We start from the raw sequence: 25,506 nt of genomic DNA, 5'->3' as shown, positions 1-25,506 counted from the left end.
GGGTGTGTGCAGCCGCTCTTTGCGGGCGATCCCCAGCAGATCGGCCCCTACCGCCTGGTCGGCCGCCTCGGGGCTGGCGGCATGGGCGTCGTCTACGCGGCCGTGGACGACGTCGGCCGGCGCGTCGCGGTCAAGCTCGTCCATGAAGCCCTGTCGGTCGACCTCGAGTTCCGACGCCGCTTCAGCAGGGAGACGTCCGTACTCGCCGGAGTCGAGGGGGCCTGCCTCGCCCGGGTGCTCGACTCCGACCCCGGCACCGAACGCCCGTGGCTGGCCACGGAGTTCATCCTTGGTCCCACGCTGGAACAGCACGTCCAGGCCGAGGGACCGCTCACCGGCGACGCCCTGTACGGCCTGGCCGCCGGGCTGGCGGAGGCGCTCGTCGCCCTGCACGCCGCCGGTGTCGTGCACCGCGATCTCAAGCCGCCGAACGTGATCCTCTCGCCGCAGGGGCCCCGGCTCATCGACTTCGGCATCGCCAAGGTCCTCGACTCCACCTCGATGACGCACACCGGCACCCTGATCGGCTCGCCCGGCTGGATCAGCCCGGAGGAGTACGGCGACGGGCACGCCGGCACCCCCGCCGACATCTACGGCTGGGCGCTGCTGGTGCTGTACGCGACCACCGCCGAGGCGCCGTACGGCACCGGCCGTCCCGAGGTGCTGGCCTACCGGGTGCGCGAAGAGGACCCGGACATCCAGACCGTACCCGAGGGCCTGCGTGACCTCGTGAATCGGGCGCTGGCCAAGGACCCGGCAGGGCGTCCCACGGCCGCGGACGTCCTCGCGCGGGTGACGGAGACATGGCGAGGGGAGGATGTCGAGGACGAACAGGCCGATGTCACGTCGCTCATCCAGCGCACCTGGGTGCTCGCTTCGCACGAGGTCCCCGACTGGCCCGAGCCCGGTGTCGCTCCTGCCCCGCCGACCACGCTTCTGCCGTCAGAGGAGCCGACGACCGGTCCGGCAACGGTCGAGCCCGCTGTGGATTCCACAGGTCCCAGGGCGGCTTCCGGGGCTGGGAATGCTCCCGCGACGGTCGTAGGCCGGCGATCCGGAGCGTCATGGATCCATGCCTACGTGGCAACCGCGGCCGCGGTCACCCTGATCGCGGTGACCGCCATCATCGCCGCGTCCTCCTCGGAGCCCTCCACCCCCCTCGCCGCAGAGGCGCCGCGCACCCAGGTGCCAGCCGCGACCACCCCTGTCCCGGTCGTCACGGTGACCGCTACTGGGACACCCGCCTCCAACGAGACAAAGAAGCCCCGGTCCAAGGGCAAGAAGGTGTCGTTCAAGGGCATCAAGCTCACCCTCCCCGAGAACTGGCAGATCCGGCGCGTCCGTACGGACCTGGCGTGCATCGAGTCGCCCCATACGCAGGGCCAGAGCGGCCCCTGGGAGTTGGCCTGCAAACCAGATGCGCTGGTCCTCAGGACCGGATGGGATAACAGCCGCTGGCCTGGCTCCTCGATCGATGATCCCTACTATGGCTGGCAGGTCGGCAGCCCGATGCCGTGTCTGCGGGACGGCCATATCTGGCGGGACTGGAGCGGAACCTACGGCAACGACTACGGGCAGTACGGCTTCTATGTCGCCGCGTACGACGGCAGCCGCCTGCGTTCCAGCCTGGTGAGGATGGCGGACGGCAGGAAGGCCGCTTACCGCGAGTGGCTGGTGTGGTGCGCGGACTATGGGAGCTACACCATGAAGATCTGGCATCTTCCGCTGTCCAAGGTTTCGCTCTTCGTACTGAGCGCCCGTCCCGAGGACACGAAGGCCTACCGGCGGATCGCCGCCTCGGTCAGCCTCCTGGGCTACAAGCACGCCGCGCCGCTGTGACCCCCGCATCACCAGCCTCGCCTCGCCATGTGATCTCCGGTGGGGAGTGTGGGGGAAAGCGCACGTGATCAAAGGGAGAGCGCAAGCATCAGGTCGGCTGCCGAGGGGCGTTCCCGCGGGTTCTCGTCGATCACGCGCGGCCCGTCGGCGCCAAGGAGCACGTTCCCTGGCCTGAAGTCCCAGTGAACGATGCCGGCGCTGTGGATTCCGCCCAGCGCCGCCACTGTCGCGATGGACAGCCTGATGAGGCTGTCGGCGTCGCGCGGGCCCTGCTCCCGCACTCGACGCTCAAGGGACGGACCGTGCACGCACTCGCTCACTATGTAAGCAAGATCGCCCTGGACGCCGACGTCGACGACGCGGGCGGTCGCGAACGCCGGGAGGCGCCGCGTGGCGAGTACCTCCTTCGACGCGAGCAGCCAAATCCTGTCGCGTGAGCCGTCGCGTACGTCTCGTACGGGCATGACTTCGCGTACAGCTCTTCTGCCGGCCCACACCGACGTTAGCGAGCCGGTACCGGACATCGTCGTGCGCCAGGAGAGACTCCGAGTTCGTGCAATTGTGAAGCGTTGAGGACCCGAGCCCTGTTGGTGGTCTCAGTTCGTCCGGGTGTTGGGCAGGTGGTCGCCGAGGTAGCCGATCCATACCTTGCCGGTGGCGCCGCCGGAGTCGTCGTGGAAGTACAGGCGCGGGGCCGGATAACCCACAGCGCGCAACTTGACGTGGGCCTCCATGAAGATCTTTCCGCTGGGGTTCACCTCGTGGGGGACGGGAAAGGTTCGCGGCTCGCTGAACTTGGCATTGTTGCTCACCGATGTCGACTCACGCATGGCGAGCATGCCGAGCGGGATGACCCGGCGGCCCGGTTCGCCGTGGATGCACCAGTCGTGGAAGCCGCCGGCGAACTCGCCGGACGAGCGGGCGCGGGCGAAGTCGTCCAGAGCCCGCATGGCGTCCCAGGCCTTCCCGGCCCATGTACGGCTCAGCGCCGGGTATGCATGGTCGAGCCGTACGGCATGGACCTCGGTGTCGCCGATGTGCAGATGGGTCAGCCGGGAGCGGGCCTCGACCAACGTCTCGGCGAGGCTGCCGGGCTGGAACAGTTCCTCCGGCGTGGCCTGGCCGTACACCGGATGGCCCGACTCGGCGAGGGTGCGTTCCAGCCAGCGGACCCGCTCGGCCAGGGCTCGGGTGGCGGTGACGGCCTCGGCGTACTCCTCCTGGAGCAGCTCGTGTGCGGTCCGCAGATCCTCGGCCTGACCGGACGAGGCCGGGGCGAGCAGGTCGCGCAGCCCGGCAATATGGAGGCCGAGAGTGCGGACCTCGCGCAGCAGCTGGTCGCTGAAGTCAGCGCCGGCGGCCAGACCGAGAGCGGTGTCCAGGTCCTGGCGCATCTCCTTGACCACCAGCTCGGCCACCTCGTGCGCGAGATCGGGCTCCGGAGCCTTCTCGTCGTCCGCCTCCGGTGCGGCAGCCACCGGGATCGGCTCTGGCTCCGCCTTGGGCTGCGTTTCGGTGACCGGGACGGGACGGACGGTCTTGGCCATCATCCTGCGTCGCAGCTCTTCGCGAGCCGGGTCCATCGGCGTGGGGCGTGGGGCCATCGCGGTGGACAGCTCGCCGGGATCGCTACGCCGGGCCAGTACGCGAAGCACGATCGGCAGGGACTGCCTGACGTCCGCGGGCAGGTCTGGCGAGGAGGAGCGACCGATCAGCCCGTCGGCGATGGTGGCAAGTGCGCCTTCCTCTTTGAGCTTGGCCGGGCGCATCGGCGGGTGCCTGTAGGAGTTGCGCTCCGTGCCGGGGTCGAAAGGGGCGGCGTAGGTGCGAATGGCGCCGCCGTAGACTCCCAGATCCCGGCCGACCAGCCGGTTGAACAGATCCTCGGTGCGTTTGTCGGCCAGCCGTACGACGACCCCGGCGCCGGCGGTCGCGTCGGCCAGCCAGTCGGCTCGGGCGGCGCTGTCACCACCGGGATCGGGACTGACTACGGCGATCGGCACACGGCGGCGTGGCTCGGTCAGAGTGCGCAGGAAGTGGTGCACCCCGTCCTCGGCCACCACCTCCGCTCCGTCCACCAGGTGGATGGCGCCGTCGGTGATGCGCGCGGTGCGCAGGTAGGCCGGGACGAACCCGGGGGCCTGCGCGTCCCGCTGCACCCCACCCTCCTGCTCGACCGTGACCAGCGCCCATCCCGGTGTCCCGTCGAGGAAGACCACCTTCGTGCGCAGCGTCCCGCTATTGAAAGGTTCGTCCAGCACGTACCGTCCGCAGCCGTTACGCCGTTCCATCACCAGGCGGGCCCCGGCCACATCGTGTTCGTGCCGTGTCCGTGCGGTGTCGGGAGCCGGGAAGCCCTTGCTTTGGACCCATCCCGAGAACGTGCGGTGCAGCCGAACCCAAATCGGCCGGTCCGGATCCCGGAGCACTGCTCGGTACAGCTGGCTTGTGGGCATGGCGAGTCCTTTCTGCGGGGGAAGGTGCGGTCCACGCCCGCCCGAACGTGGAGTCACACGTACCTCATGGACGTCGGACCAGCCTCTCCGGTTGCAGGAGGGTCTGGCCGACCTCTTCGTGGTTAGCGAGGCGAGCTATCAATGTGAACCAGATACACAAACCATAAACCACGTGTACGGTCTGTGCCATATATGTGCTATGACTCGATTGCGGGATCTGCGAGCGGTTGTCCCCGCCCTGGAGAAGGCTGGACATCGCACCGGTCGACACCCAGGAAAAGCAGGCATGAGGGTAAGCTGTGAACGCCGTACACGCTGGTACCTCGACGTAGCGAGACATGTGCGAGACGGGGAAGACAAGGAGGCCGATGATGGCGGGGGATGAAGCGACCGTCACCGCGGCCGATATTGCCCGAATGGTGGGAGTCGGCCGGGCGGCCGTGAGCAACTGGCGGCGTCGCTATGAGGACTTCCCGGCACCGGTCGGCGGCACCGCGACCAGCCCGACCTTTTCGCTCACGGCAGTGGAGGAGTGGCTTCTCCATCAGGGCAAGGTCGAGGAGGTTCCGCTCAGGGAACGCGTCTGGCAGCAGATCAGGAACGCCGCCGACGACCTGCATCTGGGAGCGGTGGTCGCGGAGGCGACCGAGCGGCTGCTGGGCCAGGGAAAACGCCGTCTCGTCCCCGCCCTGGCCTGGCGGCTCCTTCAAGAGCTCGCCGACGAACAGGGGAGCGCTGATGCCGCGCGATTCCTTCTCGACCGCTACGCCGATGTGCACTCCCGTCGGCTATTCGAGACCCCGCCGGAGATTTCGGATTTCATGGCGAGATTGGCCGGTCCGGACGTCCGATCAGTCCTCGATCCCGCATGTGGGCTCGGGACACTCCTGACGACGAACCGCCACGTCGACCATGCGTACGGTCAGGAGGCGGACGACACCATCGCGCGGCTCGCCCGGACACGTCTAGCCCTCGAGGGAATTGACGGCTCGGTCGGGACAGGAGACTCCCTGCGCGACGACTTCTGGCCCGATCTCACCGTCGACGCGGTCCTCTGCCACCCGCCTTTCAACGAGCGCAACTGGGGATACGACGACTTGGGCAGCGACCCCCGCTGGGAGTACGGGCTGCCGCCGAAGGCCGAGTCGGAGCTCGCTTGGGTGCAACACGGCCTGTGGCACCTGAAACCCGGCGGCGTCGCCGTCATGCTGATGCCGGCCGTGGCCGCCAATCGCCGCTCCGGCCGAAGGATCAGGAGCAATCTCCTCCGGCAGGGGACGCTGCAGGCAGTCATCGGCCTGCCGTCGAGGATGGGCGTGGGCACGGGCCTTCCCCTTCACCTGTGGGTCCTGCGTAAGCCGGTCGACGGTGACCCGATCCCGTCCCATGTCCTGATGGCGGAGGCCGAGCCGGAGACCTTCGACGAGATCGCAGAACGTTGGCGGGAGTTCCGCGCGGGCGCCGAGCGGGGGGCGGAACGAGCAGGGCCGGCACGTGCGATTCCCATCATCGAGTTGATGGACGAGAACGTCGACCTCACCCCCGGCCGGCACGTGAGCGTGGAGGACCAGGCCGCGGCGGAGCAGTTCCCAGCAGTGCGTCAGCAGCTACTCCATCGTATAGAGCGTTTGTCGGCAATGATCCCCGACGCCGTTCCCGCTTCCGCCAGGACCATGTCCTCGGTCGATTTGTCCGAGGTGGAGCGGGTCGGCGCGATCAGGGTGCTCAGCTCAGGGCGATTCGACATATCCGGATCGGGCGACCCTGTGATCACCGACCAGGACCTCTTCTCTGGGGCCATTGCGCAAGCTCGGACCGAAGCCGACGATCGCATCCTCATCGAGCCCGGCGACGTCGTCGTGGCCGCCAGAGCAGGGGAGCTCGCGGTAAGAGTCATCACAGAGAAGGGGATTGTGCTTGGCCCACGACTGACCCTCCTACGGCCGGACCCCCAACGGGTCGACGCGTACTTCCTTGCGGGTTTCCTCAGAGCCACATCGACCGTCTCGGGCGGCGGCACCCAATCGGGCTTCAGCCGATTCGACCCACGCCGGGTGCTGGTCCCGCGTATGCCCATCGAGGAGCAGCGACGGTACGGCGAGGCATTCCGGAAAGTCTTCGAGTTCGAAGACGAACTCCGGAACCTCGACATCGCCGGCCGTGCCACCGCCGCCGCCATCGTCAAAGGCTTCGGCACGGGCGAGCTCACTCCTCCGGCCTGAGGAGTTCGTCAGGGCGTCGAGTCCGATCTCAGCCGGCGCGATTGGCGCGGGTGCCGCGTAAGACGACGTCGGCCGTCCACGCATTTCTACCTGACCCTCCCGGGCAGGCTTTGTTGTAGCAGCGCCAATACCAACGCCCATTCTGACGGCGTCGCAGATCGACCTGCCGCTGCCGGCAGCGATCGCAACGTGGGGGCCGGCTGAAGTCCTCTGCGTGCTCGTGCTGCAAGATTTTGCGAGCGAAGTGGCCGCCGCGCATGGTCACCATCACTTCCCGTGTCCAGCTCTGGGAGAGCACGTTGAGGCTGCCCAGCATGACGAGGCGCTCGTCGATGACGACGATCTTCTGGTGCATCACGTTGACTTCGATGACAGCCGGGACGATCGCGCGGAGTTCGGCCAGGCAATCTGCGAAGCTCTGCTTCTGCTGCATAGAGTCGCTGGGATCCCGGACGAAGACCGTGACGCGGACACCGCGGGCCACCGCCTCCTTCAGCGCGGGGAGGATGGTCCTTACCCGCGTGGCAACCCAGGGAGACCACAGCCAGACGGAGTGGCGTGCTTCGCCGAGGCGGGCGGCGAAGGTCTCATAGAACGAGCGCTCGTCGTCGACCGCGGTGATCTCCACGTGGCGCCCGAGGACGTCGGCCAGCCGGGCGCCGAAGGGGCCGAGATCGGCGGCAGCGTCGACTGGCGGCGAGATCAGCTTCGTCGCCTCCAACCGGCGGATCTTCCGCTCCCTGCGCATGGCGGCAAGGTGCCCGAGCGCGGTTCCGGCGCGCGCGCGAAAGACCCGTTCGCCGCTTCCGATGACGTAAAGCCGGGTCTGGACTCGCGTGACGGCGACGTTGAACAGGCGCAGCCCTTCGCGCTCCCAGCGTCCGGCACCAGGGAGTGCGGATGCCTGGGCCATCCACATACCGTCTCCGTAAGCCCCTTCCACCGTGTCGAAGACGACGACGGGAAACTCCCGGCCTTGGAAGCGATGGGCTGTGCCGACCTCGACCAACTGCCGATCACTTTGCTCGATGTCGCGTAGCGCCTCCAGAGTGGCCTCAGCCTGCGCGCCGTAAGGGGTCACAATTCCCGCTGTTTCGCCGTCGTCCTGATGGAGGTCGATGAGGGCGCGGGAGAGCAGGATTCCCGCCGGCCACCAGCCGCTCTTGCGGCCCGTACGGTGCACCTGGGCAAGCTCGTGCAGGCCGTCCGTGTCGATGAAGACGATCTCCGGGTCGTCGACGGCCCGGGGCCTCATTTCACTGCCCGCCTTGAGGACACCGCCGTAGGCAAGGCGGTTGGCCAAACCCATGACGTGTGGACCGAAGCGGTGCTGGGTGTCCATGACCAGGCAGCCCGGGTTGTCGGCGGCGGCTTCCGGCGAGGCGACGCGGCAGTGCTCGTAGACATCGGGAAGCAGCCAGCGGCTAATGTCGGGCCGCTCGCTGTCTTTGATCGGATTGGGCAGCACCGCGCCGAGCTGCATGAAGTCGCCCAGCAGGACGGCGCAACCCGAGGCCTTGGCCGTGGCCAGGAGGACCTCCGGCAGCGTCGCGGCCCCGACCTCGTCGATCAGCACGACGTCGTAGGGACCCGCGAGGACGGCCTTGGTGGTGCGAAATCTGGCAAGCGTCGTGGCCACCAGCCGCGCCGCTTTGATGATCTCTCCCTGAGCATCACGGGCAAGCCGGTCGTACTCCTCCTGTAGCTCGCCGTGCCGCTTTTCCAGCTTGGTGCGGCGAGCGGCTGCCCGAGTCGCCTTCCTGCGCAGTGCCTCGGCCTCCGCATGGTGAGCGGGCCATTCATGCCGCTCGCACTCGGCCGCCAGCACCTCCGCGGCCCGCGACATCGCCTGGGCCTGCCGTAAATTTTCGAGGCGATCCAGCGTCTCCATCTGATTTGTCTGCAGACCGCTGAGGTCGGAGGCCGCCCGGCGCGCGGCATCCTCGCGGCGTGTGATCTCGTCAGGCCCGAACGAGATGCGGGCGACGACCTGCGCGAGCGCCGCTTCGGTGTCCTCGCGGAAGCGCTCCGCCGTACGGCCAGCCGCCGCAGCGTGTAAGCGCAGCTCGTCACGGAGGGACATCGCGTCCGCAAGCGCGCGCTCGTGCTCCGCCAGCCTGCCTCGATCTCGCCATCTGACCTTGCCCGAAGGGCGTCGCAGCTTCCTGATCTCGCCTTCGATCCGCGCGCAGTCGTTCTCCGCGAGCAGGGCGCGAGCCTCGGCCTGTGTGGCGGCCTCCTCGACCTTCGCCACTTCCCGGCGTTTCTCGTCGACCCGTTGCCACTCACGCCGTGCGGGGAGCGCCTCGGCGGCCGCCCGCTCGGCGGCGTCGCATTGCCGCTGCGCGTCTGCCACAGCCCGTGCGCCGTTCTCCGCGGCCCTTTCGCATGCCGTAAGAGCTTTCGCCAGTGACTCGGTGCCGAGGCCGGGCGTACGCAGCCGGGTCCGCGCCTTTTCGTATGCCGCGGCGTCGAAGCCGTTGAGCCGGGCATCGAGATGGCGCAACCGGTCTTCGTCGCGACGCATCTCCAGAAGCTGCTCCGCCACGGCCCGGCGTCGCTCTTCGACCTCGGCCAGCCGCGTGCGCACCATCAGAGGGAGGCAGACGTCCGGATCTTCGGCGACCTCTCGAAGCTGCGGCGGCCCCACCCGGACGATCTCGCCCGGCCGATGACGCTGCTCTTTCAGCACCCCCTTCAGGGCGTTGTCAACGGCGATGTTGGTGCTGGAGACCAGCAGGATGCGCTTGCCGGCCGCCATCAGGTCGCCGATCGCGGACTGCAGCAACCGCGTCTTTCCGGTCCCCGGAGGTCCCCATACCAGCCAGACGCCCGCACCGAGGCAGGCTCGGTATGCCAGTTGCTGGGCAGGCAGGAGCCCTGGGGGCGCCGGAGCCGCCGCCAGGGTTCCGCCGATTTCGCCGCGGGCGAGCAGGTTGGCGAGACCGCCGTCGGCGAGCCCGGCGATGCCGTCGCGCAACGCGGTGAGGAGGAAAGCTGACGGGTGCCGCAGGACCCAGACGTGCGGGTCGGCTGGGTCGGCGAACTCTGCCACCCGTACTCGCAGCAGGCGTCCTTCCACCGTCGCGTCCATAGCCGGAAAGCCGGCCCTCACGCTGTCCGGCTCCGCGCCTGCCAACCGTAATTCGTTCAGCTGATCGGCGCTCAGATCCGAACCCCGGATGTCGACCACGAAGACTCCGGGCTCGGGAGTGGACCGCGCGGCGCCGACCCGTCGCCATTGCGGGGATCGCCCGCCTCCTCCTTCCGACGCGATCCATTGGTCCAGTGCCGTGACCACCTCATCACGCCATCCCAAGCGGCCCCTCCGCGCCAGCGACACCCCATCTCGCCGAATGCCCTGTCGATTCGGCGATGTTTATCCGATAGTCGATGCTAAATCATTCTCCGAAGCACTTCTCGCCATTCTGAATTTTGTTCAGGTGTTTCACCTGGCATTCGGTCCGTCGTTATTGTTGACGACGTTCCTTGGATCAAAACTCGCACAATAGAGCGAATGCGTGATTCGGGCGGATTCGCGGTCGGTGAACAGGACGCCTGTCACCTCTTCATGAGCGGCGCCGCCGCCTCGCGTTGCTCCCCACCATCGCTCGATCACACGACGGGCACTCGTAGCGAAGGTCTGGTTGTCCCGCGCGGCCCTGCTCGTAGCGGACGAGCATGCGCCGGCAGCGTCCACAGTCGTCGCCGGGACGGCCGCTCCCGGGTGCCGATCCCGAGCGCCGCCGCTGCATGCGTCGTACGGCCTCGGCGAACGCATGGTGCTCGGTCCGCAGCACGACACCGGTGCCGGGGCCGAGCAGCGATTTGCCGGCGGACCACACCACGTCGCCGATAACGGCACACGACTCCAGCACGGGCAGGCAGGGACGGACATTGACGCCTTCGCGCCGGGCGTACAGGGCCTCGGTGGGCAGGTGGCCGTCGGCCTCCGGCTCGACCCAGACGTTCACCGCCTCCGACTCGGGGTCGTCGTCGTGGATCGACCGCAGCGCGGGGAGGAGCTCGATCAGTCCCGTACGGGTGCGCCCGGCAGCCACATGTCGACCGAGGCCGCTCCGCGGACGTCGTCGCGCAACCGGTCGACGATCCCGCTCGTGACACGTTCGGTGACACCGTGGGAGAAGGCGGGCAGGTGGTCCCAGGGCAGGCGCGTGGCCCGATCGAGCAGGTGGGCGAAGAACGTCCAGACGGGGTCTCGGCGGGACCCGAGCGGATGAAGGCGATCGAGGGCGCCGATGACCACGAGATGATCGCGGGCGCGGCTGGCCGCCACGTTGAGCAGACGCGCTCCCTCGCTCCCGGTGCCGCCCTCTGTGAACCACGGGTGGAGCCGCGACACGCCACGACCGCTGTCGACGGTGTCATACACGACGATGTAGCGCTCACCACCCTGGAAACGGTGCACGGTGGAGGCCGCCCACTCGTCACGGTGCGCCTCGGGCAGGAGCGACTCCAGCAGGCGGGCCTGAGGCGCGAACGGACTGATCAGAGCAAGGTCCCTGGTCTGTTCGCTCGTCCCGGCCACCAGTGCGGCCGCCAGCTGTGCGTGCATGAGGTTGTAACGCGAGAAGACCCCCTGCCTGCGGGCGGTGCGCGCTTTCATGCCGGAGGTGTCGACGACCACCAGTTGGGCGTTCGCCCATGGCGCCCGGCTTCGTATCGCTCTGCCCGCGACGCTCGGGGCCGTGACGAGCGGGCTCTCGGGATAGAAGGCCGTGCTGACGATGTGGCCGATGTGCTTACGCATCCGGTACTGCTCGGTGAGGGCGGCCAGGCGGGTGGGCATTCGGCCCTCGGACACGGCGCTCGCGATCCCCGCCTTCTCGAAAGGGCTGCGCCGCAGCCACTCCTGGGCGGCGGGGGTGTCCGAGACGGCGACCGGCGGCAGCTGACGGAAGTCCCCGGCGATCACCGTGTGCCCGCGTCCGGCCCCGGCGACGAGCATGGCGAGAGCGGCGCTGGTCATGCTGGCCTCGTCGAGGACGACCACGTCGAAGGGGATCTCCTTGAGCGTCTCCAGGACGACCTGGTGAGCGGTGGCGGCGACCACGGTCGCCTCCCGGCAAATCTGCCGCCGCACGTCACGCAGGCTCCGGTCCAGTTCGCGTACGACCGCCTGCAGCTCGGCGATCTCCGTCTCGGCGCGCAGCCGGGTGGTCTCCTGCCTCGGCGTGAGCTGCCCCTGGCCCGGCTTCAGCGCGTTCAGCGTCCTGCGCAGCTCGCGCAGCCGCCGGCTCACCTCCACGCGGTGCTGCGCCAGTGGGGCGCCGCGTTCGGCGGCGATCTCGTCGATGAGGACGCGGCCCTCCGCCCGGTCGGCCAGCGACTGGTCGGCCGGCTGGCCGAGGCGCACCAGGGCGCCGTTCGCGAGCTCCGGCATGCGCTTCAGCAGTGACTGGACCGCCACATCCAGCGCCGCGTTCGTCGGCGCGGCGAGCAGCATGCGCTTCCCGCGCCTGCTCAACGTCGCGATGAGCGCGGAGACAGTCGTGGTCTTGCCGGTGCCCGGAGGGCCCCACAGCCACGTGAGCGTCGGCGCGACGGCGAGCTCCACGGCGTTGCGCTGCCCGGCGTTGAGACCGTCCAGCTCTTTAACGGGCAGTCTTGCGCGTGCGGTCGAGACGCGGCCCCGCTCCGGCGTCACAACGGCCAGCGCGGCGGCCGCGTCGAATCCGGGGCCGCCGTGGGCCAGCTCGTCCAGCCGCTTACTCTGAGCCGTCAGCATCCACGACAGGTCCAGCCGCAGGGTGGCCTCCCGCGCCGCGGGAGCCCCCGGAGGCAGCGAGAGGGTGACGACGTTGCCGAAGACCGAGACCACCTCGACCTCGATCGCGAGCTCCTTGACGATCAGGGTGGCCGGGCTTCCCTCGGCCACGCCGAGCTCGCCCTGGGCCTCGAACCGCATCAGCGTGCGGCGGCCCGCAGCACCCGCCTCGTCGCCCCCGGACAAAGGCACGTCGCTCTGCGTCCGGCGGTTGGTCACGGTCTTCAGTTCGTCGCGGAGCGCACGGGCCGCCCCCGCGGCCACCTCGGCCCAGCCGGAGGGGACGGGCCCGGTGGGCGGGGCGGGCTCGACGGCGGGGAGATTGGCGGCCTCCGCCAGGCGCCGCACGACCGCTGCCGCATGTTCCTCGAAGAGGTTCCGCCCGGGGGTCTCCTGCCGTGAGGGTCCTTCGACGACCGGTTCGGCCCGGCCCCGGGGCACCCACAGCTCGCCGTCAAGGTCGGCGATCCCGTGGGTGACGCAGGTCTCCCAGAGCAGGCCGAAATCGATGCGCCGCAGGCCCGCCTGCTGGACCGCCTCCAGCAGTGCATCGCGTGGCACGGGACCGGAGGCGAGCGCCTTCTGCACCACGGTGACGAGCTTCGGCTCCCGGCGATCCGCCATGTGACTCCCATCGGCCGACGTGCGGGGCTGTCAAAGCCCAGTACGTTCCAGGGGTCGCCAGTAGATCATCTGTGAATCGGAATCACAACCCTCTCTTGCTATGGACAGGTATTGACGATCTGTCGTAGATTGCGGCGCGTGTTTCCGGGTGGGATCTTCCCGCAGTCGGCTTTGGACCGGTCCTTCAGGCCATGATGCAGAAGCCGCATTACGGTGTCTTGGTGTAGCGGAGCACGGCGCAAGCTGGCAAGGGTCGTCGGCGAGGGGTGAACGGGTGACGAGCGCGACGTCGGAAAGACCGGCTATCGGCGAGCTGGTCGCGGTACGCGGGCAGCGATGGGTGGTCGGGGAGGTCGAGCCCGGCGAGAGCAGCACGCTGGTGACCCTGCAGAGCGTCGAGGACGGCCGGTACGGCGACACGCTGGAGGTCGTCTGGGAGATCGAGCCCGGCCGCCGCGTGCTGCCGAGCGGTTCGCTGCCCGACGTGACTGCCGACAGATTCGACTCGCCCGAGCGCCTGGCCGCGTTCCTCGACGCCATCCGCTGGTCGGCCGTCACCAGCGCCGATGTCAAGACGCTGCAGGCGCCGTATCGCTCCGGGGTCGCCATCGAGGACTACCAGCTCGAACCGGTCTCCCGCGCGCTTGACGCGCCCCGCGTCAACCTGCTGCTCGCCGACGACGTGGGCCTCGGCAAGACCATCGAGGCCGGTCTCGTCGCCCAGGAACTGCTGCTGCGTCACCGCGCGCGGACCGTCATGATCGTGTGTCCGGCCGGTCTCACGCTCAAGTGGAAGGACGAGATGGCCGACAAGTTCGGCCTCGACTTCACGATCATCGACACCGAGCGCTGCGCCCAGGTCCGCCGTACTCACGGAAGCGCGGCCAACCCGTTCACGGTCTATCCGCTGAGCATCGTGAGCCTGCCCTGGCTGCGCGGGCAGAAGGCGCAGCGGCTGCTCGACGAGGTGCTCGACCCGAGCGCCATGGAGCGTCGCTTCGACCTGCTCATCCTCGACGAGGCCCACCACGTGGCGCCCGCCGCGCCCAAGCAGGTGTACGCGGTGGACTCCCAGCAGACCAAGCTCATCCGCCGCCTCGCTCCGCACTTCACCCACCGGCTGTTCCTGTCGGCGACGCCGCACAACGGCTACCAGGCGTCGTTCACCGCGCTGCTGGAGATCCTCGACGACCAGCGGTTCGCCCGCGGCGTCGACCCCGACCAGGCCGCCGTCGAGGAAACGGTCATCCGCCGGCTCAAGCGCCACATCGTCAACGCCGACGGCACCAAGCGGTTCGTCGAACGGGAGGCGAGCGCGATCCCGGTCGTGTACCCGCCCGGCGAGCGCGAGGTGCACGACCTGCTCAAGCGGTTCGCGCAGGTGCGCCGGGCCCGGCTGAACAAGAACGTCAAGGGCCGCAAGGCCGCCGACCTCGTGACGCTGCTGCTCAAGAAGCGCCTGTTCTCCAGCCCTGCCGCCTTCGCCCACACCCTCGACGTCTACCTCGACGGCCTACGTGAGCCCGTCCAGATCCAGCAGCAGGTCCGGCAGGACGACGACGCCGACGTCGAGGAGTGGATGGACGACTTCTGGGAGGAGACCGCCACCCTCGACGACGAGCCGCTCGCGGAGGCCGAGGACGACGCGTTGTCGCTCGCCGCGCCGCTGCAGGGCGTCGCCGGCGACGAGGAGATCGAGCTGCTCCAACGGATGCGCGCCTGGGCCCGCGACTACGAGTCCTCGCCGGACACCAAGGCGCGCGAGCTGATCGACTACCTGCGGTCCGTCTGCCGACCCGACGAGCACTGGTCGAACGAACGGGTCGTGGTGTTCACCGAATATCGCGACACCCAGAAGTGGCTGGTCGACCTCCTGCGGCAGGAGGACCTCGGCGACGAGCACCTCGCCGTGCTCCACGGCGGCATGGCGGCCGACGAGCGCGAGCAGCTGCGGGTCGCGTTCCAGAAGGACCCGAGTGAGCACCCCGTACGCATCCTGGTCGCCACCGACGCTGCCAGCGAGGGCATCGACCTGCAGAACCACTGCCACCGGCTGGTGAACTACGACATCCCGTTCAACCCCAACAAGCTGGAGCAGCGCATCGGCCGCGTCGACCGCTGGGGCCAGAAGCGCACGCCCGACATCCGCCACTTCGTCGGCACCGGCTGGGACACGGCCGTCGACTCCTACGAGGCCGACCTGGAGTTCCTGTCCCGGGTGGCCAACAAGGTCGCCCAGATGGAGGAGGACCTCGGCTCGGTCAACGCCGTGCTCGCCCGGGCCGTTCAGCGGCGCATGCTCGGCGACATCGCCGACTACGACGTCGAGCAGGCCGGCGACCCGGCAAGCGCCGTCCCGGCCGAGACGAACGTCCGCGACCAGGTGCGCAAGCTCCGCGCCAATCTGGACGAGACCGTCGCCGAGCTGGGCATCACCCCGGCGAACGTCAAGCGGGTCGTCGACACCGCTCTGTCGCTGGCCCGCCAGCAGCCGCTCACACCGCATCTCGACGAGAAGCACCTCGCCGAGGGGCTGTACGGCGTGCCGCCGCTGACCGGCTCGTGGGAACGCGCGGGAGCGGGGCTGCTGGCCAAGACGACGCGCAAGGACGAGACGCCGCGCCAGCGGCCGGTGACCTTCGACCCCGGGGGCACCTTCGACCCGGAGGGCCGGGTGCGCGACGATGTCGTGCTCGCCCACCTGGGTCACCCGCTCGTCGCCATGTCCACCCGGCTGCTGCGCGCCGCCGTCTCCAACGCCGAGATCGGCCTGCACCGCGTGACCGCCGTCGTCAGCGACGACCCCGCGCTGGAGGCCACCCTGGCCGGGGCGTTCTCCCGGTTCGTGCTGGTCGGCGGCGACGGCGTGCGGCTGCACGAGGAGGTGCTGTACGCGGGCGGCTGGGTGCCGTCCGACAGCGGCCGGTTCCGCCGGCTGGAGAACCTGACCGTGCTCGGCGGCATCCTCGATCGCGCCCTGTCGCAGGGCACCCCCGCCTCCGCTCCCGTACGGCACCGCCTGGCCGAGGCGTGGCCGCGCGTGGCGAGCCCGCTGCTGCAGTCGATCGACTGGCGCACCGAGCAGAAGCGCGACCAGCTCGAACGCAAGCTCGCCCAGCGGATGGAGGCCGAGCAGGCCCGCGTCAGGGCCAACCTGGAGCGGTTCGAGGCCACCCTGCGGGCCAAGCTCGCCGAGGGCGACCAGGAGGGCGACGCGTTGTTCAGCCGCCACGAGGCGGTGTCCAAGGAGGAGCGCGACCAATACCGCAGAGACCGCAGATCCTGGGAGGAACGCCTGGCCGGGCTCGGCCGCGAACGTGACCGGGAACTGGACGAGATCGCGGCGCGCTACCGCGACCCCCGGCCGCACCGGTTCCCGGTGGCCGTGGTCTTCGTCGTGCCGAGGCGGGAGGCAGTCCGATGAGCAGGTTCAGGACCAAGGACGTCGACCACCAGGGGTGGCTCGCGCTGGTCGAGGTGAGCGGGCCGTTCCTCAGCCTTCCGGTGCTGCGCGCCACCTGGCCGGCCCTCGACGCCGTCGACAAGCAGCGGCGGGACCGGCTCCGCCTCGCCCACACCGCCTGGCAGCAGGGCGGCGACCGCCGCGCCTGGATCGAGCACGTCCTGCGCGGCCTGCTGGGCTGGGACGAAGCCGTCCACCTCGGCGGGCTCGACCACCTGGCCGTCGACGTGCCCGAGCACGACACCACGATCACACCGGCCTTCGCGCTGGCCGTGCCGGGCCACCAGCCCAAGCCCGACACCGTACGGCTGCTCGGCATGATCACCAGTGGGCACCCGACGGCCCGCATGAAGCACGCCAAGTGGGCCGCCACCCCCGCCGACCGGATGGCGCAGCTGTGCCGCAACCACGGCGTGGAGCTCGGCCTGGTCACAGACGGCCGCTGGTGGACGCTGGTGTGGGCGCCGCGCGGCGGCGTGACGACGACGGCGACCTTCGACGCGATCCCGTGGCCGGAGGCGGCCGAGCGTGACGTGCTGCGCGCGTTCGTCTCACTGCTGGGCTTCGACCGGTTCTTCTCGTTCCCCGACTCCCAGCGGCTGCCGGCGCTGCTCAAGGCCAGCCTCGACAGCCAGGAGGACATCACCGAGGCCCTCGGCGTGCAGGTGCGCCAGGCCGTCGAGTTGCTCGTCGCCGCCATCGGCCGGGCCGGCGTGCCCGACGACGTCACCGCGCACGAGGTCTACCGCGGCGCGGTCTCGGTCATGATGCGCGTCGTCTTCCTGCTGTTCGCCGAGGAACGCGGCCTGCTGCCGTCCGACAACACGGTGTACGCCACGGCGTACTCGGCCGGGCGCCTGTGCGCCGAGCTGGAGCAGCGCGCGATCGAAGGCAGCGAGGAGGAGCTGGAAAACAGCCACGCCGCCTGGCACCGCCTGCTCGCGTTGTTCCGCGCCGTGCACAGCGGAGTCGAGCACCCCCGCCTGACCATGCACGCCCACGACGGGTCGCTGTTCGACCCCGACGCGCACGCCTGGATGCCGCTCACGATCGACGACCGCACGGTCATGCACATGCTGCGCGCCGTGCAGTACGTCGAGGTCGGCAGCGGCAAGAACCGCGAGCGCCGCAGGCTGAGCTTCCGCATGCTCGACGTCGAGCAGATCGGCTACGTGTACGAGGGCCTGCTGTCGTTCGACGGCTTCCGCGCGGCCGATGTCGTGGTGGGCCTGGTCGGCAAGCCCGGCCGGGAGGAGGAGGTTGAGCTCCACGACCTGGAGGCGCTGGCCCGTAACGCTTCCGGTGACGCCCTGGCCGAGAAGCTGGCGGAGAAGTACAAGGACTCCGGCATCGGCAGCCCGGCCGCGCTGGGCAAGCGGCTCGCGCCGCTGGACGAGGCGGGCTCGCTGGAGGCCACCCGCAGGTTGCTCGCCGTCACCGGCGGCGACGCGGATCTGGCGCGGCGGCTGTTGCCGTACGCCGGGCTGCTGCGCGACGACCTGCGCGGCCTGCCCGTGGTCATCCTGCCCGGCGCGTTGTATGTGACGGAGTCGGCGCTGCGCAAGAACACCGGCACGCACTACACGCCGAAGTTCCTGGCCGAGGACGTGGTCAAGAACGCCCTGGAGCCGCTGGTCTACTCGCCAGGCCCGCTGCAGACGGCCGACCGTGCGCAGTGGAAGCTGCGGAGCTCTGCCGAGATCGTCGGCGGCGACGGCCACCGCGGCCTGAAGATCGCCGACATCGCCATGGGCTCGGCGGCGTTCCTGGTGGCCGCCGCGCGTTACCTGGGGGAGCGGCTGGTCGAGGCGTGGTCGCAGGAGGGCCGCGAGGAGGCCGCCACCTACCTGGAGAGCGCGGAGGACCGTACGGCCGACGCCGACGCGGACCCGGTCGTCATCGAGGCCCGGCGGCAGGTCATCGAGCACTGCCTGTATGGCGTGGACATCAACCCGATGGCCGTCGAGATGGCCAAACTGTCGCTGTGGCTGGTGTCGATGGACTCCTCCCGGCCGTTCACCTTCGTGGACGACCGTCTCGTGGTCGGCGACGCGCTGCTCGGCATCACGTCACTGGAGCAGCTCGAATACATGCACCTCGTGCCGTCGCGCGGGCGCAAGCTGTTCAAGGACGCGGCGCTTGACTTCACTGCGGACGTGCAGCGCATGGTGCGCGGCACCGCCGACAAGCGGCGGCGCCTCGTCGACATCTCGGTGGAGGAGAACGGGATCGACGCGCTGAACAAGAAGCGCAGCATCCTGTTCGAGATCGACAGCGAGACCCGCCAGCATCGGCTCTTCGCCGACCTGTTGGTGGGGGCGTCGCTGAAGTACGCCGTCGAGCAGGGCAAGATCAGCGACCGTGAGGCGGACCCGGAGATCGGCAAGCTCCGCGGCTTCGACCGCGCGTCGCTGCAGGCGGCGCATCTCGCAAGTGCCGTCGTCCACGGTGAGCCCGGCAGTTGGCCGGCGGCCGAAGAGGCTCGGAAGGAGTGGCTCGCCACCGACCAGGTCCTCGGCACCTTCGACCGCCGCCCCGTCCACTGGCCGCTCGTGTTCCCCGAGGTCTTCGAAGAGAAGCCGGGCGGCGGTGCGGCCGAGCACGGCGACGTCGCGGTCCGCTCGGCCGGTGCGGGTTTCGACGCCATCATCGGCAACCCACCCTTCCTCGGCGGAAAAAAAATCAGCGGAAGCTCAGGCTCGGCGTATCGCGAGTACCTTGTCACCGCTCTCGCAGATGGTGCAAAGGGCAACGCCGACCTGGTGGCCTATTTCGTGCTACACGCCCACGCCATTCTCAACTCTGCCGGCCAGACGGGCCTGATTGCCACTAATACCCTTGCCCAGGGCGACACGCGTGAAGTAGGTCTCGATCAACTCGTGGCCAGGGAAGTGAGTATTCGGCGGGCAGTCAAGTCCAGACCATGGCCATCAAGATCGGCAATTCTCGAGTTTTGTGCGGTGTGGACCAGCCGCGCTGTTTTGGGCCAGGAGGCCGGACGATTTGCGGATGACGCGGCCGTAACAGGAATCACCTCCGCGCTTGATGCGGAGTCGCGTGTCATAGGCAACCCATGCCGGCTAGCAAACAGCAGAGAAATTGCTTACATCGGAAACTTCGTCAACGGCATTGGATTTGTGATGTCGGATGGCGAGGCGCGGGCCCTGCTAGCCACCGATGCGCGGAACGAAGATGTTTTGTTTCCCTATCTGAACGGTCAGGACCTGAATTCCCGGATAGACTCGTCCGCAAGTCGCTGGATCATCAATTTCCGCAACTGGCCACTGGATCGTGCAGAGCAGTATCCACTCTGCGTTGCCAGGGTCAGACAGCTCGTTAAGCCGGACCGGGATAAGCTCCCCGAGAGTAAGAAGGCCACAAGAGAGCGTTGGTGGCAGTACGAGAAGCTTGCGCCAGGGCTTCAAGCGGCGCTCGCTAAGCTGGAACGGGTAATTGTAATCACGCTGGTGAGCAAGGTCGTGATGCCCGTGATGGTGCCGACTGGGCAGGTCTTCTCGCACATGCTGGGCGTGTTTGCTATGGACGACACGGCGATGTTGGCGTTGCTTTCGAGCGCGCCGCATTACTGGTGGGCGCGGGCGCGCGCGTCGTCCATGAAGGCGGATCTGCGCTACACCCCCTCGGACGTGTTCGAGACGCTGCCGCTGCCTGAGTTGACCGAGGAGATGCGGGAGCTTGGCGATCGGCTCGACACGTACCGGCGGGAGCTTATGCTCGCACGCCAAGCCGGCCTGACCGCGACGTACAACCTGGTCAACGACCCGGCGTGCCAGGACGAGGACATAGTCGAGCTGCGCCAGATCCACCGGGACATCGATGCGGCGGTCTGCCGGGCCTACGGCTGGGACGACATGCTCGACCAACTCGACCACGGCTACCACGTGGTTGGCGGCAGGGAGACCCGCTACACAGTCGGCCCCTACGCGCAGCGTGAGTTCGTGGACCGCTTGCTCGAACTCAACCACGCCCGCTACGCCGAAGAGGCCGCCAAGGGCCTCCACGACAAGAAGAAGTCCGCCAAAGCTAAGCCCACCCGCCCTGCAAATACCTTCAACCCCACTACCCCCACGTTACCTTTCCCTCTCGAATAGGGCTGAGAGAATTTCTCCGCCCATTCAGTCGCTACTATCTTACGCATTAGGATTTCAATGGATGAGCAATCGTTTCTTCGGTTCGATGACCTCCAAGAGCTCGTTGCCGGCCCCCTCGGCAGTGAAAGCTGGATAACCGTGTATGAGTATACGAAGAAGGATCGAGAGAAGATTGGGTATCACTGCGCGCTCGCTGCGCCGGATGCTTTAGATAGATGCCTTGATAACACGTCATGGGACGTGCTGATCGGACAGGGGATGCCTGGTTTCAACTGGTATCCGGATGGCACCCGACGATACTTCCGATTCGATTGCGGCGAAGGCATCGAACCCTTAATTGTCAGCCGCGACTTCTACGGACTGAAGCCGGAATATCTTGAGCTCTCAGAGGAGTTTAGATACTTCCATAACCTGTACGAGGACCGGAGAAACGGCACCTTCATAGCATTTGACGATAGCGGAGATGATGTTGAAGTTGTACGGCTGACTCAAGAGAAGGTGCAGATACGATCTAAGTTCCTGAAAGACTATCTCGCGGCCCGGGGTATGCACATGCTCCTGTTCTTTGAATTTGATCGTTGGAGTCCGAAGAACCTCGATGAGCTTGGCCTGGATAAGCAGTACCAGGACCTGCGGGAAGAGGCCTACAGGTTCGTTCGATATATTGATGTTCTGTCGGGCGTGACAGATCCGACTACTAAGGTTTATGCACGCCTCCTGGGCAAGAAGATAATCAAGGGTACTGAAAACTATCGCCCCTCGCTCGACTGGCACTGCAAGAGTCAAAAGTATGAAGACTTCATCATCGGTGTCGATGAGGACGGCAACGAGGTTCATCACACGAGTGATGAAGAGAAACTGTCCAACTACTTCGGCAAGAACCCCGGTGCGCCGCACTATCTGACGCCTGTCTTCTTTCGTAAGACCGTCATGACAAAATATTACAACGATCCTTCTAAATATCGGGTTGAAGATGGGATCGTGTACTGCAGTGGTTATTGGAGTCTGCGGCTAGACAACAACCATCGGGACTACGTGGTTGTCTATCTTGGCGATCTTGGCAAGCTCTCGCATAAGGAGCAACTCTATTGGAAGAGCTTCAACGTTGTTCCTGATGGGGGTGTGAGCGACGTAGCGTTCCGCCGGGGAATCCTGGGCCAATGGCTTAGCCCTGATGAGCCGGCACTTGCTTTCAAGGCTATGTATGAACGCTTTCGAGTCCATTGGCGTGAGCGGTTTGGCTGGGATCTCTTCAAGCCACTCAAGTCTGAGGACCAGCACTACTGGGGAACACTACATGTTCCTGTAGGCGAAAATCAGAAAGAGTTCGACGACCAGGTGATGGCTCTTGCCAAGCTGCTCATTGAACGGCTAAATGAGCGCGAAGTCGCCAAATATATAAAGGTGGAAGATTCGGACAAGGGTATTACGAAGTTTGAGAAATATCTGGATGTGATCGGATTCCCGGATAGGGGGAGATTTATTGCGTTGCTGCGTAATCTGAACGGTCTGCGAAGTGGGCCAGCTCACGTAAAAGGCAAGGATTATCAGAGGGCAGCACAGCATTTCGACCTGGATGGTAAGGGGTTGGTGCAAGCGTTTTCTGAGTTGCTTGAAGCGGCAACCTCTCTTCTGCAAGCACTGGACACCTTCACGCCAGCCACTTCCGAATAGTAGGTGTGCGCTTCGGCATCTGTAAACAAGGCACCCATCTCATCCTTACGCCCACCGGCCCAGGGCTGATCGCGAGATTCTGGTCAACGTGACCCCTAAACCGGTCCAGCGAACAGGTCGTTCATGCAGTCGAAAACCTGGGTGCGGCCCTCACAGAAATCCGCGTCGGCTCTCGGCCTGGGCGGCTGGCCGATTACGTTGACGGCGATCGGCCAGCGCTGGGATTGCGGTAATCATCTCTTCTGGCAAGCTGTCCCAGTAGAGACCACGAGGTCTGCGAGGGGGCCCGCACTCGATGACTTCGTCGGGCGTCACGATGAAATCGACGCGGAAATCATGCTCGGCCTCTGGTAGGTTTCCAGCGACGACTTGCAAGGAATGCACTGTAGTCACGATCCTCGTGTCTGGGCTGACCAACCCGGCCTCTTGTAACAGCGCTACCTCGATGTCGGAGTAGCCGGCACCCTTACCGAGCCGTACGCCTTCCCGGTTCACGGCAACGCTGCCGCACACGATCAGATCGACCGGCTGCATCTCCTCTACGTCGACTTTACGTGCCATATTTGCGGCGATCTTGCTGGATGCGGCCTCGATCGGAGGCACGGTCAACGTCACTGGGTCGAGGAGGTAGAACGGCTGCGCCTCGGCCAGTTTGGGTACGGCCATGTAGACGAGCTTTCCTTCGGCCAGCGCGCGTGCCCGTACGGGAAGCTGCGCCTTGTCCGGGACGGCCTTGATAACCGTCGCCTCCTGCCAGACCGAAAGCTCCGCGAGCAGATCGGCGGCGGCCTCGGCTCCGACGAATGTCGGGATGCGACCGCGAACGCCGGGCGGAACGACTTGCTCCTGTTCCAACAGTGCCCACACACGTTCCCGAACTTCTTGCTTGGCCTGGTCTTTCTCCATGGATATCACCTCTCAGGCAGCGACGAGCGCAAACAGCCGGTCGTACACATTTCGAACAATCGGCATTTCCCGCCATGGCTGAAGCTCGCGGCCCGCGCTGAACACGATGTTCAGCCCACCGCCGCCCCGTGTCGTTTCTACGAGGTCGATGGCGGCATGGAGCGACGCTGCCGCCATTTCAAGGTCCCCTTGACGAAGGCGAGCAAGAGCCAGGTTGCCGAGCACGATCGCTTGGGACTTCGGACGATCCCGGAGGGACTGGGCAGCGCTTTCGAGCATCGATTCCGCCCGCTTAGCGTCGTTGAGGAGCAGGTAGCACGAGCCGGCAAGCCGGCCATGCTGGGCAGGCGAGAACATCTCGATCGCCGCGTCTACCGGGCTGATCTGCTCGAAGCATGTCTCGGCTTCGCCCAAAGCCTGTTCGCAGTCCGATCGCCGTCCAAGCATCGCGTATGCCTCAGCGACGTGGAGTAGTCCAAGGCCCCGCAGCACCAGGCTGGTGTGTCCGGCGCGCTCGGCCGCCTGCAGTGCCAGGTCGAGCGCGACTTGCGGTTTCTTCTCCGTGTAGAGCGCGACGAAGCTCATACGCAGGAGCGCATGCCCTTCGGCGGCCCCATCCCGAATCTGCCTTGCTGCCGCTATTGCCTGAGCAAGGTAAGTGCGGGTGGTCGCGTGATCGCGTCGTTGGGATGCATCCCAGACAAGTTGCCCCATGAGTGTTGCGGCCTCGACCTCTACGGTGCATAGCTCGCGCTGTACGAGGCTGGAAGAGGCGTGCGTTCGGAGGAAGGCCACCTGGCCGAAGTACCGCCCGGCCTCCACCAGCAATGATGCCGCCGAGACCTTGTCGTACCGCGCAGCCAAGGCGTGAATACGCTCGCGTAAGTGTGCGACCGCAACCAGGTCGACGCTACCCGGACGCTCGATCACGTAGTTCAGTCGCTCGTCAGGCAGGCTCTCCCGTGCCTCCTGATCGTTGCTGGGCGATATTCGCTCGCCGAAGAGGTCTTCCTCGCTCACTCCGAAGGCTCGCGTGTACAGCAGCCGGTACGGATCACGCGGCTGGTTGTGGCCGGCTTCGTACGCCTTGATCCTGCGCACGATCGTCTCTCGGGCAGGAAGGCACTTGCGTGTCTCGTTGTCAGCGGCCTCGACGAGACGGCGGGCCATCTCCTTCTGACTCCACAGTCGGCTGCGCCGCTCGGCGCGTAGCCGTACGGCCCATGGGGGGAGCTCGGTGTCCATCGCGTGCACCTTCTCGTCAGACCGGGGGGTGTCCTGACCGCCCTTAGTGTCCCCTGCCAACATCTGTGATGGAGGGGTTACGCACTGTTGTACTTGGAGGTGACGACGCGAACAAGCGGGGTCCGCAGGCGTTGCGACCGCCGTACGGACCCCTTGATCAGGATGGTGGTCCTGACCCATGACACACGATAGGGCTGTCGCCGCCGCCCGTCCGGTGTTCGCCGGGTGGCGGATCATGCGGAGCGACGCCGGGCGGATGTGGGCGACGCGCGAGCGGCCGTTCCCCTCGGCCGTGGAGGAGGCGGGCGCGCACCGGACGGTCGACGCCGACGACCTGGTGGAGCTGTGCCAGGCGATCGCCGTTCAGGAGGGCATCGCCGAGGGGACGGCCCGGTGACCGCGCCTGCCGCGGTGCTCGACGTCGCCGCCGCAGAAGAGGACGACGAGGACTGTCCGGGCGTGTCGCCGCATCCGGCCGTGCCGCGCCCCGGCCATACGGAGCTGTGGTGGATCGAGCAGAGCCTCGGGCGCGGCCGGGTCGTCGCCCACACCTGCGCCTGCCAGATGACTTCCTACGAACTGGTCCGCTGCGGCGGCGTCTACCAGTTCCGCCGCCGCGCCCTCGCCCGCCGCGACGTGCCGCCGGTGTCCTGGACGGCCCGGTGGTGGCGGCGCGAGGAGGCGTACGCGTGGTGGCGCCGCCTGCTAGCCGGCCAGGCCCGATGAAGCTCCCCGCCGACTCCGTGAAGAGCGAGGGTCGGCGGGGTCCGGGCGGCCTGCCGTACGCCTGAGGGGGCTTTCGCGGCAGGCCGCCCGCTGCACAGGAACCCGCCCGCACGAGGCGGAGACGGATCGACAGAGGAAGAGGGACGAGATGACCGACCTGTACGAGCGCGACCTGACCGGGGCGCGCTTCCGCCGGCTGTGCGGCGGCAACCAGCAGGAGGAGGAGCAGGAGACCTGCGTCGAGATCGCCCCGATCCCGGGCGCGGCGGACGCTTTCGCCCTGCGCGACAGCAAGAACCCGGACGCCGGGACGCTCCGCTTCACCGGCGACGAGCTCCGCGCCGCCGGAATGACCGCCCTCCTGTAGCCGCCTCGTCGAGGCCGGGTGCGGCCCCTGCCCGGTGATAGCAGGCAGGGACCGCACCCCACTGTAACGACCATGCCCGAGAGG

Annotated in this window: 15 protein-coding genes; 8 read left to right on the top strand and 7 right to left on the bottom strand. The window is 67.4% G+C overall.

Annotated elements, in window-relative coordinates; translation table 11 throughout:
* The first annotated feature begins 6 nt into the window (after positions 1–6).
* Complete coding sequence (locus MPTA5024_RS07610; protein WP_051457821.1) at positions 7–1,839, top strand: serine/threonine protein kinase; 1,833 nt, start codon at positions 7–9, stop codon at positions 1,837–1,839.
* Positions 1,840–1,907: 68 nt separating this feature from the next.
* On the opposite strand, the gene MPTA5024_RS07605 is transcribed toward MPTA5024_RS07610, so the two are convergent.
* Both MPTA5024_RS07605 and MPTA5024_RS07600 read right to left on the bottom strand, forming a co-directional pair.
* Positions 1,908–2,363 (bottom strand): protein kinase domain-containing protein, encoded by a 456-nt coding sequence (locus tag MPTA5024_RS07605; protein WP_084369487.1) that lies wholly within the window; start codon positions 2,361–2,363, stop codon positions 1,908–1,910.
* 72 nt (positions 2,364–2,435) lie between these two features.
* Positions 2,436–4,100, bottom strand: a complete 1,665-nt coding sequence (locus MPTA5024_RS07600) for a hypothetical protein (RefSeq protein WP_157099326.1) — start codon at positions 4,098–4,100, stop codon at positions 2,436–2,438.
* 566 nt (positions 4,101–4,666) lie between these two features.
* Here MPTA5024_RS07600 and MPTA5024_RS07595 point away from each other — a divergent pair.
* The gene (locus MPTA5024_RS07595; protein ID WP_036323538.1) at positions 4,667–6,517 is read left to right on the top strand and encodes an N-6 DNA methylase; all 1,851 of its coding nucleotides are present in this window, start codon (positions 4,667–4,669) and stop codon (positions 6,515–6,517) included.
* Positions 6,518–6,545: 28 nt separating this feature from the next.
* On the opposite strand, the gene MPTA5024_RS07590 is transcribed toward MPTA5024_RS07595, so the two are convergent.
* From MPTA5024_RS07590 to MPTA5024_RS07580, 3 genes are all read right to left on the bottom strand, one after another.
* Complete coding sequence (locus MPTA5024_RS07590) at positions 6,546–9,710, bottom strand: AAA domain-containing protein (protein ID WP_198167003.1); 3,165 nt, start codon at positions 9,708–9,710, stop codon at positions 6,546–6,548.
* A 376-nt stretch (positions 9,711–10,086) separates the two neighbouring features.
* Positions 10,087–10,578, bottom strand: a complete 492-nt coding sequence (locus tag MPTA5024_RS07585) for a hypothetical protein (RefSeq protein ID WP_036321076.1) — start codon at positions 10,576–10,578, stop codon at positions 10,087–10,089.
* A complete protein-coding gene (locus tag MPTA5024_RS07580; RefSeq protein ID WP_051457819.1) occupies positions 10,548–12,929 on the bottom strand; it encodes a DEAD/DEAH box helicase in 2,382 nt (793 codons plus the stop codon). Before MPTA5024_RS07580 ends, MPTA5024_RS07585 begins: the two co-directional genes overlap by 31 nt.
* Before the next feature lie 274 nt (positions 12,930–13,203).
* Here MPTA5024_RS07580 and drmD point away from each other — a divergent pair, with 274 nt between their 5' ends.
* From drmD to MPTA5024_RS40690, 3 genes are read left to right on the top strand one after another with little or no spacing between them, the layout of a single operon-like run.
* Entirely contained in the window at positions 13,204–16,353 is a 3,150-nt protein-coding gene (gene drmD / locus MPTA5024_RS07575; RefSeq protein ID WP_036321074.1) for a DISARM system SNF2-like helicase DrmD, read from the top strand.
* Complete coding sequence (locus tag MPTA5024_RS07570; protein ID WP_036321072.1) at positions 16,350–20,504, top strand: Eco57I restriction-modification methylase domain-containing protein; 4,155 nt, start codon at positions 16,350–16,352, stop codon at positions 20,502–20,504. Before drmD ends, MPTA5024_RS07570 begins: the two co-directional genes overlap by 4 nt.
* Positions 20,505–20,561: 57 nt before the next feature.
* Positions 20,562–22,178: a hypothetical protein gene (locus MPTA5024_RS40690; RefSeq protein WP_157099325.1), complete on the top strand. Its 1,617-nt coding sequence runs from the start codon at positions 20,562–20,564 to the stop codon at positions 22,176–22,178.
* A 150-nt stretch (positions 22,179–22,328) separates the two neighbouring features.
* Here MPTA5024_RS40690 and MPTA5024_RS07565 read toward each other — a convergent pair whose 3' ends face one another.
* Together MPTA5024_RS07565 and MPTA5024_RS07560 are read right to left on the bottom strand one after the other, a co-directional pair.
* The gene (locus tag MPTA5024_RS07565; RefSeq protein ID WP_051457818.1) at positions 22,329–23,084 is read right to left on the bottom strand and encodes a 5-formyltetrahydrofolate cyclo-ligase; all 756 of its coding nucleotides are present in this window, start codon (positions 23,082–23,084) and stop codon (positions 22,329–22,331) included.
* A gap of 12 nt (positions 23,085–23,096) precedes the next feature.
* A complete protein-coding gene (locus MPTA5024_RS07560) occupies positions 23,097–24,329 on the bottom strand; it encodes a hypothetical protein (RefSeq protein ID WP_036321069.1) in 1,233 nt (410 codons plus the stop codon).
* Positions 24,330–24,507: 178 nt separating this feature from the next.
* Here MPTA5024_RS07560 and MPTA5024_RS07555 point away from each other — a divergent pair, with 178 nt between their 5' ends.
* From MPTA5024_RS07555 to MPTA5024_RS07545, 3 genes are all read left to right on the top strand, one after another.
* Positions 24,508–24,726 carry a hypothetical protein gene (locus MPTA5024_RS07555; protein ID WP_084369484.1) on the top strand — a complete coding sequence of 73 codons (219 nt, stop codon included), beginning with the start codon at positions 24,508–24,510 and terminating at the stop codon, positions 24,724–24,726.
* Positions 24,723–25,055, top strand: coding sequence for a hypothetical protein (locus tag MPTA5024_RS07550; RefSeq protein ID WP_051457816.1), 333 nt, complete (start codon positions 24,723–24,725; stop codon positions 25,053–25,055). The genes MPTA5024_RS07555 and MPTA5024_RS07550 overlap by 4 nt, the downstream gene beginning before the upstream one ends.
* Positions 25,056–25,203: 148 nt before the next feature.
* Positions 25,204–25,422 (top strand): DUF397 domain-containing protein, encoded by a 219-nt coding sequence (locus tag MPTA5024_RS07545; RefSeq protein ID WP_036321065.1) that lies wholly within the window; start codon positions 25,204–25,206, stop codon positions 25,420–25,422.
* Positions 25,423–25,506 lie beyond the last annotated feature (84 nt).

The organism is Microbispora sp. ATCC PTA-5024 (genome assembly GCF_000511135.2).
GTDB classification, from domain to species: Bacteria; Actinomycetota; Actinomycetes; order Streptosporangiales; family Streptosporangiaceae; genus Microbispora; species Microbispora corallina.
The sequence above is the reverse complement of the archived record's forward strand: the minus strand, read 5'-3'. Positions and strand labels throughout refer to the sequence as shown.